Here is a 17,787-nt window from a genome sequence, read left to right as displayed (position 1 = left end):
AGGAATCCCTTTTTATGTCTTCTCGGAAATAATTATACAATAGAGAAATATGGAAGATTTTAGAAAATATGCTACGAAGCATTTGGGAATGAGCGGTACGGCTCTTGATAGCTATATGAATATCTCCAGTAGTTATATTTCGCCGACAATTATTGAAGAACGTCAGCTAAATGTTGCTCAGATGGATGTTTTTTCACGTTTGATGATGGATCGTATTATCTTTTTAGGTACACAGGTCGACGATTATACAGCTAATGTGATTCAGGCACAACTATTGTATCTTGATTCCAGTGATCCGGGAAAGGATATATCTATTTATATTAATTCTCCTGGTGGTTCTGTTTATGCGGGATACGGAATTTATGATACAATGCAGTTTATCAGTTCAGATGTTTCTACTATCTGCACGGGAATAGCAGCATCTATGGCCTCTGTGTTGCTGGTTGCGGGAAAGAAAGGAAAACGTTTTGCTTTGAAACATTCTCGTGTGATGATCCATCAACCGTTAGGAGGTGTTCAGGGGCAGGCATCTGATATAGAAATAACGGCTCGCGAAATCTTGAAAGTGAAGAATGAATTGTATACAATCATTTCTGAGCATTCGGGTAAGTCATTCGAAGAAGTTGAACGTGATGGTGATCGCGACTTTTGGATGACTGCTGCCGAGGCAAAGGAATATGGTATGATTGATGAAATTCTTGTTCGTAAATAATAAACTAAAAAGACAAGGCTTGGAAGCAGGCCTTGTCTTCATATTATAAGAAAGGAATATATATGGCCAAACCAACAGGCGATACTTGTACGTTTTGCGGGCGTAGTTCCCGGGAAGTAGATTTGTTAATAAATGGTATATCGGGTGCTATATGCGATAATTGCGTAAAACAAGCTTATGAAATTGTGAAAGAACAGATGCCGGCTAGTAAAACCTCTTTTGGATTGAACCAGAAAGATTTGCCGAAACCGGAAGATATAAAGACTTTTCTTGACCAATATGTAATAGGCCAGGATGAAGCTAAACGCTATTTGTCAGTATCTGTATATAATCATTATAAGCGTTTGTTGCAGAAAATAAATCCGGACGATGTAGAGATTGAAAAATCTAATATAATAATGGTGGGTGCAACGGGTACTGGGAAAACACTGTTGGCACGCACTATTGCCAAATTACTTCACGTTCCGTTTTCTATAGTAGATGCAACGGTGCTTACCGAAGCGGGTTATGTTGGAGAAGATATAGAAAGTATTTTAACCCGTCTTTTGCAAGCTGCCGATTATGACGTAGAAGCTGCTCAGAGAGGAATTGTATTTATTGATGAAATAGATAAAATTGCCCGTAAAGGGGACAATCCTTCAATTACGCGCGATGTTAGCGGGGAAGGAGTGCAGCAAGGTTTATTGAAATTATTGGAAGGTTCTATTGTAAATGTTCCTCCTCAGGGTGGGCGTAAACACCCGGAACAGAAGATGATTGCTGTTGATACAAAAAATATTTTATTTATTTGTGGCGGAGCTTTTGATGGCATAGAAAAGAAGATCGCACAGCGTTTAAATACTCGTGTGGTTGGTTATGCTGCAAGTAAAGATACTGCGGCAGTAGATAAGAATAATCTGCTGAAATACATTACTCCTACAGATTTGAAGTCATTTGGCTTAATACCCGAAATAATCGGGCGTTTGCCTATTTTGACTTATTTGAATCCTTTGGACCGAAATACGCTACGGAATATTCTTACAGAGCCTAAAAATTCTATAATAAAACAATATATTAAATTGTTTGAAATGGATGATATAAAGCTTACCTTTGATGAGTCCGTTTATGAGTATATCGTGGATAAAGCTTTAGAGTTTAAATTGGGAGCTCGTGGATTACGTTCAATTGTAGAGGCCGTCATGATGGATGCCATGTACAGTATGCCATCTGAAAATAAAAAAGAATTGCATGTAACTCTTGAGTATGCAAAAGAAAAATTTGAGAAATCGGATGTAAACCGTTTACAGGTTGCATGATTTAGAACGGTCTGTTTAAAATATTACAAGGTATGGCGAAGAAGGATAATTTAACTGAAGAACTGAAAAAATACTTTGGGTTTGATACCTTTAAAGGAAACCAGAAAGCTATTATTGAAAATGTACTGGCTGGAAATGATACGTTTGTACTAATGCCGACCGGAGGTGGAAAATCTTTATGTTACCAATTGCCTTCTTTATTAATGGATGGAACGGCAATTGTAATTTCACCTTTGATAGCACTGATGAAAAATCAGGTAGATGCTATGCGTAACTTTAGCGAAGAAGACGGGGTTGCGCATTTCATCAATTCCTCTTTAAATAAATCTTCGATTGACCAGGTTAAAAATGATATTTTGTCGGGACGTACAAAGCTGTTGTATGTTGCCCCGGAATCTTTGACAAAAGATGAAAATGTAGAATTTTTACGGCAGGTTAAAATATCATTTTATGCAGTAGACGAGGCACACTGTATTTCTGAATGGGGGCACGATTTCCGTCCGGAATACAGGCGGATACGTCCTATCATAAATGAAATTGGTAAACGTCCGCTTATAGCTCTTACTGCTACAGCTACGCCAAAAGTGCAACATGATATTCAGAAAAATCTGGGTATGATTGATGCTACAGTATTTAAATCATCATTTAATCGTCCTAACTTGTATTATGAAATTCGTCCTAAAGGTACGAATATAGACCGTGACATTATTAAATATATAAAATCCAACGAAGGTAAATCCGGTATTGTATATTGTTTAAGCCGTAAGAAAGTAGAAGAATTTGCCGATATATTGAAAGCAAATGGAGTTAAGGCTCTTCCTTATCATGCCGGAATGGATTCGCAATTGCGTTCTACTAATCAGGATGCATTCCTTATGGAAAAAGTAGATGTTATTGTGGCAACCATAGCCTTCGGTATGGGAATAGATAAGCCGGATGTACGTTATGTAATTCATTACGACATACCTAAAAGTCTTGAAGGTTATTATCAGGAAACCGGGCGTGCAGGCCGTGATGGCGGTGAAGGCCATTGTATAGCTTTTTATGCATATAAAGATTTGCAAAAACTTGAAAAGTTTATGCAGGGTAAGCCTGTTGCCGAACAAGAAATAGGACGCCAGCTATTACTTGAAACTGCAGCTTATGCGGAAACATCGGTATGTCGTAGAAAAGTATTATTACATTATTTCGGGGAAGAGTTTTTGGAAGATAATTGTGGTAGTTGTGATAATTGTTTGAATCCTAAGAAACAAGTGGAAGCGAAGGAATTGTTGAGTGCTGTGCTGGAAGTAGTTAGTACATTAAAAGAAAAGTTTAAGACAGAATATATTGTAAACATGTTGGTAGGAAACGAGACGTCTGAAATTCAGTCGTATAAACATAATGAATTGGATGTTTTCGGCTCCGGTCAGGATGAAGATGAAAAAACGTGGAATGCTGTAATACGCCAGGCATTAATAGCTGGTTATCTGATAAAAGATATTGAAAACTACGGTCTGTTGAAAATATCCGATAAGGGGAAGGGATTTGTAGAAAAACCGGTTTCGTTTAAGATTACAAAAGATAATGAATTTGAAGAAGAAGAGGAAGAAGTTCCCGTACGTGGCGGTGCATCTTGTGCTGTAGACCCTGTTCTTTATTCGATGATGAAAGATTTGCGAAAAAAACTTTCTAAAAAACTGGAAGTTCCTCCTTTTGTTATTTTTCAGGACCCGTCGTTGGAAGCAATGGCTACGACCTATCCGGTTACGTTGGATGAGTTGCAGAATATCCCGGGTGTAGGAGCTGGCAAGGCAAAACGTTATGGTAAAGAGTTTGTCGAATTAATTAAGAAACATGTAGAGGAAAATGAGATAGAAAGACCTGAAGATTTACGTGTACGCACGGTGGCCAATAAGTCCAAATTAAAGGTTTCTATTATTCAACGTATAGATCGTAAAGTTGCCCTGGATGAAATTGCAATGACTAATGGTTTGGAATTTAGTGAATTGCTGGATGAAATAGAAGCTATAGTCTATTCGGGGACACGTATTAATATAGATTATTTCTTGAATGACGTTATGGACGAAGATCATATTGAAGATATTTATGAATACTTCAAAGACTCGGAAACTGATGCTCTGGAAGATGCTATAGAAGAATTGGGCGGTGATTATACGGAAGAAGAAATACGCTTGGTTCGTATTAAATTCCTTTCGGAGATGGCAAATTAAATACCTGTTTGAAAAGATAGTTTGGAATTCCTTTCGGATGAATTTTTGATTTCTTCCGAAAGGAATGTTTTTTTGATCCGCCAAAAGTTTGTATATTTGCACGCAATAATTTTTTAAAGCATAAATTCTATGTCATTTATTGCAGACAGGGTTGTTATGGATGGATTAACGTTTGACGATGTGTTGTTAATCCCTGCTTATTCGGAAGTTCTTCCACGGAATGTCGATCTCACGACAAAGTTTTCACGTAATATTGTATTGAATATACCAATGGTTTCGGCGGCGATGGATACGGTAACCGAAGCTAAGATGGCTATTGCTATAGCCCGCGAGGGAGGTATTGGTGTGATTCATAAGAATATGACTATTGCAGAGCAGGCAAAGCAGATTCAGAGTGTGAAACGCGCAGAGAATGGTATGATTTATGATCCTGTTACCATAACCAAAGGAAAGCATGTTGCCGATGCATTGGCAATAATGGCAGAATATAAGATTGGAGGAATACCTGTTGTTGACGAAAGCGGTTATTTGGTAGGTATTGTAACAAACCGTGATTTGCGTTTTGAAAAAGACATGGATCGTTCGATTGAAGAGGTGATGACTAAAGATAATTTAGTGGTGGCTGATCAATCGACTAATTTGGAAACGGCAGCTCAGATACTTCAGCAACATAAGATTGAAAAACTACCGGTTGTTGACAATCATAATAAATTGATAGGTCTGATTACGTATAAAGATATTACACGTGCAAAAAACAAACCGCAAGCATGTAAAGATGCTAAAGGCCGTCTTCGTGTTGCTGCCGGGGTTGGGGTTACTTTCAATACATTTGAACGTGTGGAAGCTTTGGTTGAAGCTGGTGCTGATGCTTTAGTAATTGATACGGCGCATGGACATTCAAAAGGCGTGGTAGATGTTTTGAGGCAGATAAAGGCGCGTTATTCCAATATTGATTGTGTGGTTGGTAATATCGCAACAGGCGAAGCTGCCAAGTATTTGGTAGATGCGGGAGCTGATGCGGTGAAAGTTGGTATCGGTCCTGGTTCTATTTGTACGACACGCGTGATAGCGGGAGTGGGCGTGCCGCAATTATCCGCTATTTATGATGTGGCTAAAGTGTTGCAAGGAACAGACGTGCCCTTAATTGCAGATGGTGGCTTGCGTTATTCCGGAGATATTGTGAAGGCAATTGCAGCCGGAGGGTCTTCTGTAATGATGGGATCTTTGTTGGCTGGCGTAGAAGAGTCTCCGGGAGAAACTATTTTGTTTAACGGGCGTAAGTTTAAATCTTATCGTGGAATGGGATCGTTGGAAGCTATGCAAAAAGGTTCGAAAGATCGTTATTTCCAGGATGTGGAAGATGATGTAAAGAAATTAGTGCCCGAAGGTATTGCAGCCCGTGTCCCTTATAAGGGATTGCTTTATGAAGTTATCTATCAGATGGTAGGTGGTTTGCGTGCCGGAATGGGATATTGCGGAGCTCATAATATAGAAGAATTGCATCATGCAAAATTCACCCGTATTACAAATGCGGGAGTGTTGGAAAGTCATCCGCACGATGTTGCGATTACCCGGGAAGCTCCGAATTATAGTCGCGGAGAATAGTAAATTCATGCCTTGTATTTTATAAAAAACACTAATTTAATGGTATAGCATACTTTTCTTAGCCGGCAACCGTTAGATTAGTGTTATTTTTGTAATGTATAATAGCAGTATGGTAAAAGAGTTTTTGATGAAAAAGTTACTTGTATTATCTTTGATATTTGCTTGCTACACGGGAAAAGCACAGACTCTTCCGGATTCTGTGGTAATGACCATAGCCGGCAAACAAATACCTTTATCGGAATTTGTTTTTATAGCAGAGAAGAATAAGGAGGTCGATTTATCAGACAGCAAATCTGTAAAGGCGTATGTTGAATTATTTAAAAACTTCAAATTAAAAGTAGCAGAAGCGGAAAATTTGGAGTTAGATAAAACAGATGCTTTTAAAGAAGAGCTTGACGGTTATCGTACACAGCTTATTGCAAGTTATTTATCAGACAAAGATGCAGAAGAAGCTGTTGCCCGTGAAGTCTATAATCGCGGAAATGAAGAGCTTGAGTTGAGTCATATACTATTTCGTTTGAAAGGTAATATTGTTTCTAAAGATACGGTTGATGTTTATAATAAAGCCTTGCAGGTATATAACCGGATTAGTAAAGGAGAAGATTTTGATGTTGTCGGCAAAGAAATAAATGGACAGGAGAACGATAATATTCATTATGAATATGTGCATTGTTTATTGCCGATGCAAACATTGAAAGCGTTTGAAAATGTAGCTTATTCAATGCCGGTTGGTGCAATTTCCAGACCTGTCCGTACGAATATGGGATTTCATTTGATTAAAATACATAACCGTAGGGCAAACCGGGGAAGAATTCATATAGCACACATATTGATCGCTTTTCCAAAAGACACGGTTGCTAATAGTCAATCTGAGGTATTGGAAAGGGCACAGGAGGTTTATCAAAAAGCAAAGAACGGAGCAGACTTTGCAGAGCTTGCAAAACAGTATTCGGATGATACTGCTTCTGCGCAGAAAGGAGGAGAATTACCAATAACCGGGCCCGGTGAGATGGTTGATTCTTTCGAGGATGCAGCATTTGCCTTAACCACCCCGGGACAATTGTCCGGTTTGGTGAAAACGCCTTTTGGTTATCATATAATAAAACTGATAGAAAAGCTAGACAGATCTCCGTTTGAAGCCGAAAAGAAAAAGTTGGTGCGTGCTATGGGACAAGGAGAGCGTAATTTTGAATTATATAAGGTTTTTGATGACCGTATGAAAAAAGAATATGGTTATGTTTTTTACCCTGAAGCTTATGCAGAGTTGCAGGCATTATGCAATGATCATTTCCCTACAGATGCCTCCTTTTATGAAAAGGCGAAGCAGATGAATAAGACCTTGTTCCACGTAAACGGTATTGATTTTCCGCAAAGTGAATTTGCTTATTATATCCAACGTTGTCCTTTTTCTACAAAAATCTATGCCGGCGACTTTATGCAAGATGTTTATAATCTTTTTGTTCGTGATATTGTGACAACGGCAGAGCGCGGGAATTTGTCGCTAAAACATCCTGAGTTTGATCATTTGATGCAGGAATATAGAGATGGTATATTATTATTTGATGTAAGTAACCGGGAGATTTGGACAAAGCCTGTTAACGAACAGAAAATGTTGGAAAAACAGTGGATAAAAAGCCTGAATGAGAAATATCCGGTTGTAATTAACTGGAAATTGATAAATAAGGTCAAGAAATAAAATATAAATCGATGAAATATAGCTTCATTTTTATAGCGTTTGTATCTTTGCTGTGTGCATGTAAGGGAACACAGCCGATGGATGATACGGATGTATTGGTAAGAGTGAAGGATCGTACGCTGAAACGTTCGGAAGTAACGAGTCTTATTCCCAAAAGTGCGACGTCGGAAGATAGTTTGTTGTTGGCGGAGAGTTATATAAAAAAATGGGTAAAAGATGCCTTGGTTTATGATGTGGCTCTACGTAATTTGGGTGATGATAAAGATGCTGTAGATAAATTGGTGGATGAGTATCGTAGTTCTTTGGTTCGTTATCGTTATTTGGAACAGTTGGTGAATGAACGCTTATCTGCAAATATTCCCGAAACAGATAAGTTAAGTTATTACGAGGAGAACCAACAGAAATTTATTTTGGATAAGAGCCTTATTAAAGGTCTGTTCCTGAAAATACCACAAGATGCGCCGGGAATATCCGATGTGAAAAGCTGGTATAAATCAACTTCTGAGGCTTCATTGGAAAAAATAGAGAAGTATAGTGTGCAGAATGCTGTAATTTATGATTACTTTTACGACAAATGGGTCGACTTTGATGAAGTGATGGATAATATACCTGTTCATGTGGCTAACTCGGCTGATTATTTGAAAGTAAATAAGTTCGTGGAGGTTTCTGATAGTAGCTATTGTTATCTGTTGAATATTAAGGAATACCTTTCAGTGGGAAGTGTGGCTCCTTATGATTATGCAACCCCTCAGATTACCGAGATGTTGATTAATCGACGAAAAGTAGATTTTTTGAAAAAATTTGAAGACGAATTATATAACGATGCTATCAGAGGCGGCGATGTCAAATTTTATGACGGCTCTGATAAATGATTATAAAACGGTAGACATGATGAAAAAGTTTTTAGTAGTATTTTTTCTTGCCTGTTGGACTTGTGCAGCGATGGCGCAAGACAATGTTATTGATGAAATTGTGTGGGTGGTAGGAGATGATGCGATTTTACGTTCTGACGTCGAAGCCCAGCGTTTGTATTTGGCAAATGAAGGACAGCGTCTGGACGGTGATCCCTATTGTGTGATTCCGGAAAGGATGGCTATTGATAAACTATACTTGAATCAGGCAAAAATAGATAGTATAGAAGTTAGCGAATCACAAATTATTCAGCAAGTAGACCAATGGATGAATTTTGCTGTAAATCAGATTGGATCAAGGGAAAAACTGGAAGAATATTTTAATAAAAAATATTCGCAGATTAAAGACGAACGTAAAGAAATGGTTCGTGAGCAGCAGATCGTGCAGCAGATGCAACATCAATTAGTTGGTGAAATTAAGTTGACACCCTCTGAAGTTCGTAAGTATTATAACCAGTTGTCGAAAGATAGCCTGCCAAATATCCCTACGACGGTAGAAGTACAGATAATTACAATGGAACCTAAAATTCCTTTTGAAGAGACGGATGCTATCAAAGCCCGTTTGCGTGATTTTACAGAACAGGTAACAAGCGGAAAAATGGAGTTTTCTACATTAGCACGTTTATATTCTGAAGATCCGGAATCGGCAAAACGTGGTGGTGAATTAGGTTTTATGGGAAAAGGTATGTTAGCCCCAGAATTTGCAAATGTGGCATTTAACCTGACAGATCCGAAACGTGTATCTCAGATTGTGCAGACAGAATATGGTTATCATATTATCCAATTGATTGAAAAACGCGGAGACCGTATTAATTGCCGCCATATTTTGTTAAAACCAAAAGTGTCGGATAAAGAATTGAATGAAACAATGGCTCGTATGGATTCTTTATATAATGATTTACAGGATAATAAATTCTCGTTTGAAGATGCTGCAACGTTTGTATCTTATGATAAGGATACCCGGAATAATAAGGGATTGATGGTAAATCAGAATTATGAAAGTGATCATGTCAGTACGCCTAAATTCGAGATGCAGGAATTGCCGCAGGAAATAGGTAAGATTGTATATAATATGAAGGTGGGTGATATATCAAAACCGTTTACGATGATTACAAATAAGCAAAAAGATGTTGTTGCTATTGTAAAACTGAAAGCCCGTGTGGAAGGCCACAAAGCAAACTTGTCGGATGACTACCAGGCATTAAAAGCAATCGTGGAAGGACGGAAACGTGAAGAACTTTTGAATGACTGGATTGCGAAGAAACAAAAAACAACTTATATCCGTATTAGCGACGGATGGAGGAATTGCGATTTCCGCTATCCGGGATGGATTAAAGAATGAAACTATTTACTAAGTTATTATTAATACATTTGCTATGTATGTTCACTGTCTGTGTTTTTGCACAGGCAAGTGATAGTATTCCTCCTAAAACGACCAAGGTTTTTTTGGAGCATACTAATACTTTATCGTATGATAAAGAGGTGAATGCCGATGCTCAGGTGCTGGTTGGTGATGTATGCTTCCGCCATGATAGTTCGTATATGTATTGCGATAGTGCTTACTTCTTTGAATCAACTAATTCGCTGGAAGCATTTAGCAACGTTAGAATGGAACAGGGAGATACCCTGTTTGTCTATGGAGATTATCTGTTCTATAATGGAAATACGGAAATTGCTTATCTGCGCGATAATGTCCGTATGGAAAACGGGCAGGTCACGTTGTTTACCGACAGTCTTAATTATGAACGTATTCCGGATATAGGCTATTACTTTGAGGGAGGGATGATTGTAGATTCCCTGAATCAATTATCCTCTTTTTACGGACAATATTCACCGGCTACGAAACTTGCCGTTTTTAATGATAGTGTACGTCTGGAAAACCCTCAGTTTACACTTTATTCGGATACACTGCATTATAATACAATGTCTAAAATTGCTACAATATTAGGCCCGTCTGTTATAGTATCGGATAGTGGTACTATTTATTCTTCCCTTGGTTGGTATGATACGGTAAATAACACCTCTTTGCTGTTGGATAATTCCCAGGTTGTTTCAGGTGACCGGATTTTAACGGGAGATTCAATTGCTTATAATCGCGAAATCGGCTTTGGTGAAGTTTTCGGAAATATGAGTTTGCAGGATACGATAAAGAAGATTACTCTGGAAGGCCAATATGGTTATTATAATGAAACGACCGGATATGCTTTCGCTACAGATAGTGCTCGGATGCTGGAATATTCGCAGGGTGATACATTATATTTACATGCCGATACGTTGCAAATGGCAACAATAGATTCCGTCTACCGTGAGATTAAAGCATATTACGGTGTTCGTTTTTACCGTACCGATATGCAGGGTGTCTGTGATTCCATGCAGTTTAATACGCGTGATTCTGTATTATATATGTATAATGATCCGATTTTGTGGAATGAGCAGTACCAGATATACGGAGATACGATTCTGATTTATATGAACGACAGTACAATTGACTATGCACACGTGAGACAATTTGCGTTTGCGGTTCAATATGTCGATTCTTCTTATTATAACCAATTGAAAGGGAATGACCTGAAAGCTTGTTTTGAAGGGCAGGCTGTCCGGCAAATAGATGTTGCAGGGAATGCGGAATCTATTTTTTATCCTCTGGAGAGTGATGGAGCTATGGTGGGAATGAACCAGACCCAAAGCGGCTTTATAACTATATGGGTAAAAGATAATAAATTGGAAAGGTTGAAATTAACACCAGCATCTCAGGGTACGCTTACCCCGATTCCGGACCTGAAACCTGATCAAAAAACATTAAAAGATTTCTATTGGTTTGATTATATCCGCCCTAAAAACAAGGATGATATTTATCAGGTGGTGAAAAGAAAAGTTAATGAAGCACCCAGAAGAAATAATAAATTTGTACATTAGCGAAGTTTTCACAATGTAATTCAATTAAACATGGCACTTTTCTCATTTTATAATGTGCGTAAACCGCGTCAGTTTGAACATAAGCCTATTTATTGGGATCCTCACAGAGAGGCTATGCAAGAACGTGTGAGTAAAATCAAACGTGAAATGGGAATGGAAGAACCTCTTGAGGAATATAAGCCGCAGATAAAGGGCAGTTTTGTTGAAGGCACTTCCCATTTGAAAAAGAGCATGGACAAAGGAGTCGATTCTCGGAGTTTGAAATATAGGAATGTAAAACTGCTGGTAGCCTTAGCTGTATTGGCTGCCTTGTTTTGGTTTTTGTTTTGGCAATGAGTGATATAATACATTTGCTCCCCGATAGCATTGCAAATCAGATAGCAGCCGGCGAAGTTATCCAACGTCCGGCTTCTGTTGTTAAAGAATTGGTTGAAAATGCGATAGATGCCGGAGCTGCTAATGTCCAGGTAAACATAAAGGATGCAGGTAGAACCCTGATACAAGTTGTAGATGATGGGAAAGGGATGTCGGAAACAGATGCCAGAATGGCTTTTGAGCGGCATGCCACTTCCAAAATAACTACGGCAGATGATCTTTTTTCGCTCCATACTATGGGATTCCGCGGTGAGGCTCTTGCCTCTATAGCAGCTGTTTCCCATGTAGAATTACGGACAAGAATGCGTGGCTCTGAATTAGGTACACGTTTGGTTTTAGCTGGGTCCGTCGTGCAGGAATCCGAGGCCGACGCTTGTAATGAAGGTTGTATCTTTTCTGTAAAAAACCTGTTCTTTAATGTCCCGGCGCGCAGGAAGTTCTTAAAGTCCAATGAAACGGAATTTCGTAATATCATTACGGAATTTGAACGTATAGCATTGGTTAATCCGCAAGTGTCTTTATCATTGCATCATAATGATACCGAAATATATAATTTACCAGTTTCGGGTCTTCGTCAACGTATTATTAATATATACGGAAAAGCGTTGAACCAGAAGTTGCTTACCCTGGAAGCAGATAGTTCATTGGTTACAATTTCGGGTTTTGTGGGACGACCGGATTCTGCCAAAAAACGAGGCGCGCTTCAATATTTCTTTGTGAACGGGCGCTTTATGAAACATCCTTATTTTCATAAAGCGATAATGCAAGCTTATGACCAGTTGATTCCGGTAGGAGAAATGCCGAATTATTTTGTTTATTTCACTTTAGATCCGGCTACTATAGACGTAAATATACATCCTACTAAAACAGAAATAAAATTTGAGAATGAGCAGCCTATTTGGCAAATCCTGATGGCAGCTACACGTGAGTCTTTGGCTAAATCAAGTGCTATTCCTTCAATTGATTTTGATGTGGAAGATGCAATAGATATTCCCGTATATAATCCGGTACAGGAAAACACAAATTTTAAAGCTCCTCAAATTCAGGTAAACTCCGGTTATAATCCTTTTGAAACATCTTCGTCCTCATATAAGAGGTCGGAATTTGATTGGGCTAAATTGTATAAAGGTTTTGAAGAAGACCGGGCTTCAGTACAACTCGAACAGACCTCTCTTAATGAATTTCCACAAGAGGAGTTAATTGAAACAAACGTTTCGGATAAGATGTTTGCCGAAACATCCAATCCTTGTTACCAATACAAGGGAAGGTATATTATAACTTCTTTGAAATCTGGCTTAGCATTAATTGACCAGCATAGGGCGCATGTACGTATTCTGTTTGATCGGTATTTGGATAATTTACGTCAACAAAAAGGGGCGTCTCAGCAGGTGCTATTTCCGGAAATTATTGAATTTTCAGTAGCCGAGGCTGCAATATTGCCTACTTTATTAGATGATCTTCATTCGATAGGGTTTGATCTGAGTAATTTGGGAAACGATAGTTATGCCATTAATGGGCTTCCTTCCGGATTGGAGAATGTAGCCCCATTGACTCTATTACGGGATATTGTAGACCGTGCTATAGAAGTCGGTTCGGAGATAAAAGAAGAGATCCGTAAGACAATAGCATTGTCTTTGGCTAAAGCAGCTGCTATCCGTCCGGGTAAGTCGCTTTCAAATGAAGAAATGGATCATTTGATTGCCACACTTTTTTCTTCTCCGGAGTCTAATCTTACACCAGATGGCAAGACGATCATATCAATGCTTACAGATGATGAATTAGAGAAACGTTTTAAATAAGTTTGTTTTACTCTATTGTAGTTGGTATAGGTGTTTGTCTTGCGCATGTTTGCCGACTCCACTTTGTCACCTTCTGTCACCATCTTCGGGGCTTATCCCCAAATTGCAAAACGATCTAAATTTGGTTATATATTATTGTTTCACATATCATTACACCATTATCTCGAAATCACACCTGTGACGCTTTAGTGCTTCCCGCGAACACTTTTTTATTACTTTTGGCTTGACCCAAAAGTAACCAAAAGGTCAAGGCTACACCGTCCGGGCTACTCCGGCAAAAGACTTCGCTGAACCAGCGGAATTCGCTTCGCTCAGACAACCGCTGGTTTCGTTGCTGCATCTTTACCTGCGTTTAACGCCCGGCCGCTGATGCCGCTAACAAGGGAGCAACGCTCCCTCTATGGATGGCCGATAGAGCCTGTTCTTTTATGGCTTTAGCCAAATCTCTTTCTGGAATTTCTACGCCATATACATGCAATAAACAGCTTATTCAGGCATCAGGGAAAGTGTTTGCGGAAGTGTTAAAATGAAATCCGCATTGACTGTTTTAGGAGTTTGAAAAACGCGTTTGTGTGTTGTAATATTATCTATATTAGTAAATTGTATACTTGTGTGGAATGTCTATAGATAATTTTTCACATTTTGGAATACCCCCTCCTCTGAAGAAAGTGACAGAAGGAGACAAAGTGAATCCTTAAACATCCCTTTATTGAGACTATGATCTGATACTTTTTAGGTAAGCTACTAAATTGAATAAGGTAGACAATTAAACGACAAAGGGTAGGCGATTAAAAAAAGTCCGGTACAAATAAAATTGCTGCTATAATGTTCTGTAATACTGAATAAGTTCTGTTTTAATTGTTAATTATGTATAAATACTTAAAGGTCTTAACTTGTAGAACGGGAACAAATACGTAACTTTGCACCGTTTTTAGCGCAGATTATATGCAAAAAGTGTGGCAACTAATTGATAGTCCGAATTAAAATGTATATCTTTGCAGCTCAAAATTTGAAAAAAGAGATAATTAAATAATAACACATTCAAAGTTTAAAAAAAGAAAAGAAATGCCTACAATTCAGCAATTAGTTAGAAAAGGAAGGGAAACTTTGGTGGTTAAAGGTAAATCACCCGCATTGGATTCATGTCCTCAGAGACGTGGCGTATGTGTACGTGTGTATACTACAACCCCTAAAAAACCTAACTCTGCAATGCGTAAAGTAGCGAGAGTACGTTTGACAAATGGTAAAGAAGTAAACTCTTACATTCCGGGAGAAGGACATAACTTGCAGGAACACTCAATCGTGTTGGTTCGTGGCGGTCGTGTAAAAGACCTTCCTGGTGTACGTTACCATATTGTTCGCGGTACTTTGGATACAGCTGGCGTGAATGGTCGTACTCAGCGTCGTTCTAAATACGGAGCTAAACGTCCTAAACCAGGTCAGGCAGCAGCAAAAGGGAAGAAGTAATTAATAACCTTCCAGACTGAGAAATTAAATTAAGTATTAAAGCTGGTTTTAGTTATTTGGATAGGCTAGGTTGAGTAAATGGTTCAGCGGAACCGTTGAAGACGATAAAAGAGGCAACCAAAAACAAGATCGAAATTTTTGAAACAAAATGAGAAAAGCAAAACCAAAGAAAAGACAGATCCTGCCGGATCCTGTTTTCGGTGATGTAAAGGTTACGAGATTCGTAAACCATTTGATGTATGATGGCAAGAAGAATACTGCCTTCGAAATTTTTTATTCTGCGTTGGAAAACGTAAAGGCCAAATTGCCTAACGAAGAAAAATCCTCTCTCGAGATTTGGAAAGCTGCGCTCGATAATATTACTCCCCAGGTAGAGGTTAAATCTCGCCGTGTCGGTGGTGCAACATTCCAGGTGCCTACAGAAATCCGCCCGGATCGTAAAGAATCCATTTCAATGAAAAATCTTATCCTGTTCGCTCGTAAGCGTGGTGGTAAGACGATGTCTGATAAGTTGTCTGCAGAGATTGTAGATGCTTTCAATAACCAGGGTGGCGCATTCAAAAGAAAAGAAGATATGCATCGTATGGCTGAAGCTAACCGTGCATTCGCTCACTTCAGATTTTAATTAGCAATTTAAGGAGACAATAAAAAAGATGGCAACAAAAGCTGACGAACAATTAAAATATACCAGAAACATCGGTATCATGGCGCACATCGATGCGGGAAAGACTACGACTTCAGAGCGTATTCTTTTCTACACAGGTCTGACTCACAAAATTGGTGAGGTTCATGACGGTGCTGCTACTATGGACTGGATGGAGCAGGAGCAGGAACGTGGTATTACCATTACTTCTGCTGCTACTACTACTTTCTGGAATTACAATAATGACAAGTATAAAATTAACTTGATTGACACTCCGGGGCACGTAGACTTTACTGTTGAAGTAGAGCGTTCATTACGTATTCTGGATGGTGCCGTTGCTGCTTTCTGTGCTGTAGGTGGTGTTGAACCTCAGTCTGAAACTGTATGGCGTCAAGCTGATAAATATAATGTACCTAGAATTGGTTACGTTAATAAAATGGACCGTTCCGGCGCAAACTTCTTTGAAGTTGTTCGTCAGGTAAAAGATGTATTAGGTGCAAATCCTTGTCCTATTCAGATTCCTATCGGATCAGAAGAAAAATTCCAGGGTGTTGTGGATCTTATCACAATGAAGGCTATTTTCTGGCACGATGAAACTATGGGTGCTGAATATACAACAGAAGAAATACCTGCAAATTTAATGGCAGAAGCGGAGGAGTGGAGAGAAAAAATGCTTGAAACTTTGGCGGAATGCGATGATGCTTTGATGGAAAAATATTTTGATGATCCTTCTACAATTACTGAAGAGGAAATTAAAAAAGCTATCCGTAAAGGTACAATCGCTATGCAGATCAATCCGATGATTTGTGGTTCTTCATTTAAGAATAAGGGTGTTCAGACATTGCTGAATGCTGTTTGTGCATACTTGCCTAGCCCTGCAGATACAGAAGCTATTGAAGGTACAGATCCTAAAGATCCCGAGAAAGTGATCGTTCGCAAACCTCTGTTTGAAGAACCGATGACAGCTCTTGCATTTAAGATCGCAACAGACCCGTATGTAGGTCGTTTGTGTTTCTTCCGTGTTTACTCAGGTTCTTTGCAGGCTGGTTCTTATGTTTACAACTCTCGTTCAGATAAGAAGGAACGTATTTCCCGCTTGTTCCAGATGCATTCAAATAAACAGAATCCGATGGAAGCTATCGGTTGTGGTGATATAGGTGCAGGTGTTGGTTTCAAAGATATCCGTACTGGTGATACACTGTGTGATGAAGCACATCCGATTACACTGGAATCTATGGAATTCCCGGATCCGGTTATCGGTGTTGCTGTAGAGCCTAAAACTCAGAAAGACTTAGATAAGTTGGGCATAGGCTTAGGTAAGTTGGCTGAAGAGGATCCTACATTCCGTGTTCAGACTAACGAAGAAACAGGCCAAACTGTAATTAGTGGTATGGGTGAGCTTCACTTGGATATCATTATCGACCGTTTGCGTCGTGAATTTAAAGTTGAATGTAATCAAGGTAAACCTCAGGTTACTTATAAAGAAGCTATCACAAAATCTGTTGAACTTCGTGAAGTTTACAAGAAGCAATCCGGTGGTCGTGGTAAGTTCGCTGATATTATTGTTCGTGTTGAACCGGCTCCTGCCGACTTTGAAGGAACTTTGCAGTTTGTTGATGAAGTAAAAGGTGGTAACATTCCTAAAGAGTTTATCCCTTCTGTTCAGAAAGGTTTCGAAAAGGCTATGAAGAACGGTATTCTTGCTGGTTATCCGCTGGATAAATTGAAGGTTACTTTGATTGATGGTTCTTTCCACCCGGTTGACTCTGATCAGTTGTCATTTGAAATTGCAGCTATTCAGGCATTCAAGAATGCTTCAGAAAAGGCCGGTCCTGCTTTGATGGAACCGATTATGCAGATGGAAGTTGTGACTCCAGAAGAAAGCATGGGTGATGTGATTGGCGACTTGAATAAACGTCGTGGCCAGGTAGAAGGTATGGAGTCTAGCCGTACAGGTGCCCGTATTGTAAAAGCTAAAGTTCCATTGGCTGAAACATTTGGTTATGTAACAGCTTTGCGTACTATTACTTCGGGTCGTGCAACTTCTTCTATGCAGTTCTCACATTATGCTCAGGTATCTTCTTCTATCGCTAAACAAGTGTTGACAGAAGTTCAAGGTCGTGCTGATTTGATCAAATAATTTAGAAACATATAT

Annotated in this window: 13 protein-coding genes; all 13 read left to right on the top strand. The window is 39.0% G+C overall.

Annotated elements, in window-relative coordinates; genetic code table 11:
* Positions 1 to 49: 49 nt before the first annotated feature.
* The 13 genes from clpP to fusA all read left to right on the top strand — a co-directional run bounded on the left by clpP (position 50) and on the right by fusA (position 17,772).
* Entirely contained in the window at positions 50 to 712 is a 663-nt protein-coding gene (clpP, locus tag C4S38_RS11770; RefSeq protein ID WP_103983872.1) for an ATP-dependent Clp endopeptidase proteolytic subunit ClpP, read from the top strand.
* Positions 713 to 774: 62 nt separating this feature from the next.
* A complete protein-coding gene (clpX, locus tag C4S38_RS11765; protein ID WP_103983906.1) occupies positions 775 to 2,007 on the top strand; it encodes an ATP-dependent Clp protease ATP-binding subunit ClpX in 1,233 nt (410 codons plus the stop codon).
* Positions 2,008 to 2,039: 32 nt separating this feature from the next.
* Positions 2,040 to 4,220, top strand: coding sequence for a DNA helicase RecQ (gene recQ / locus C4S38_RS11760; protein ID WP_103983871.1), 2,181 nt, complete (start codon positions 2,040 to 2,042; stop codon positions 4,218 to 4,220).
* A 129-nt stretch (positions 4,221 to 4,349) separates the two neighbouring features.
* Positions 4,350 to 5,825 (top strand): IMP dehydrogenase, encoded by a 1,476-nt coding sequence (gene guaB, locus C4S38_RS11755; RefSeq protein WP_103983870.1) that lies wholly within the window; start codon positions 4,350 to 4,352, stop codon positions 5,823 to 5,825.
* Between the two features lie 109 nt (positions 5,826 to 5,934).
* Positions 5,935 to 7,521, top strand: a complete 1,587-nt coding sequence (locus C4S38_RS11750) for a peptidylprolyl isomerase (RefSeq protein WP_103983869.1) — start codon at positions 5,935 to 5,937, stop codon at positions 7,519 to 7,521.
* A gap of 11 nt (positions 7,522 to 7,532) precedes the next feature.
* Positions 7,533 to 8,393: a hypothetical protein gene (locus C4S38_RS11745; protein WP_099463580.1), complete on the top strand. Its 861-nt coding sequence runs from the start codon at positions 7,533 to 7,535 to the stop codon at positions 8,391 to 8,393.
* Between the two features lie 16 nt (positions 8,394 to 8,409).
* Positions 8,410 to 9,774, top strand: a complete 1,365-nt coding sequence (locus tag C4S38_RS11740) for a peptidylprolyl isomerase (RefSeq protein ID WP_103983905.1) — start codon at positions 8,410 to 8,412, stop codon at positions 9,772 to 9,774.
* A gap of 38 nt (positions 9,775 to 9,812) precedes the next feature.
* Positions 9,813 to 11,348, top strand: coding sequence for an OstA-like protein (locus C4S38_RS11735; protein ID WP_394340851.1), 1,536 nt, complete (start codon positions 9,813 to 9,815; stop codon positions 11,346 to 11,348).
* Between the two features lie 30 nt (positions 11,349 to 11,378).
* Complete coding sequence (locus C4S38_RS11730; protein WP_099463578.1) at positions 11,379 to 11,684, top strand: hypothetical protein; 306 nt, start codon at positions 11,379 to 11,381, stop codon at positions 11,682 to 11,684.
* Positions 11,681 to 13,522: a DNA mismatch repair endonuclease MutL gene (gene mutL / locus C4S38_RS11725; protein ID WP_103983904.1), complete on the top strand. Its 1,842-nt coding sequence runs from the start codon at positions 11,681 to 11,683 to the stop codon at positions 13,520 to 13,522. The genes C4S38_RS11730 and mutL overlap by 4 nt, the downstream gene beginning before the upstream one ends.
* 1,065 nt (positions 13,523 to 14,587) lie before the next feature.
* Entirely contained in the window at positions 14,588 to 14,989 is a 402-nt protein-coding gene (rpsL, locus tag C4S38_RS11720) for a 30S ribosomal protein S12 (RefSeq protein ID WP_099463574.1), read from the top strand.
* Positions 14,990 to 15,137: 148 nt separating this feature from the next.
* Positions 15,138 to 15,614 carry a 30S ribosomal protein S7 gene (rpsG, locus tag C4S38_RS11715; protein ID WP_099463573.1) on the top strand — a complete coding sequence of 159 codons (477 nt, stop codon included), beginning with the start codon at positions 15,138 to 15,140 and terminating at the stop codon, positions 15,612 to 15,614.
* Between the two features lie 28 nt (positions 15,615 to 15,642).
* Positions 15,643 to 17,772: an elongation factor G gene (gene fusA / locus C4S38_RS11710; protein ID WP_103983867.1), complete on the top strand. Its 2,130-nt coding sequence runs from the start codon at positions 15,643 to 15,645 to the stop codon at positions 17,770 to 17,772.
* Positions 17,773 to 17,787: the final 15 nt, after the last annotated feature.

It is taken from the genome of Parabacteroides chinchillae (genome assembly GCF_900108035.1).
GTDB classification, from domain to species: Bacteria; Bacteroidota; Bacteroidia; order Bacteroidales; family Tannerellaceae; genus Parabacteroides; species Parabacteroides chinchillae.
This window is presented reverse-complemented; position numbering and strand designations above follow the sequence as displayed.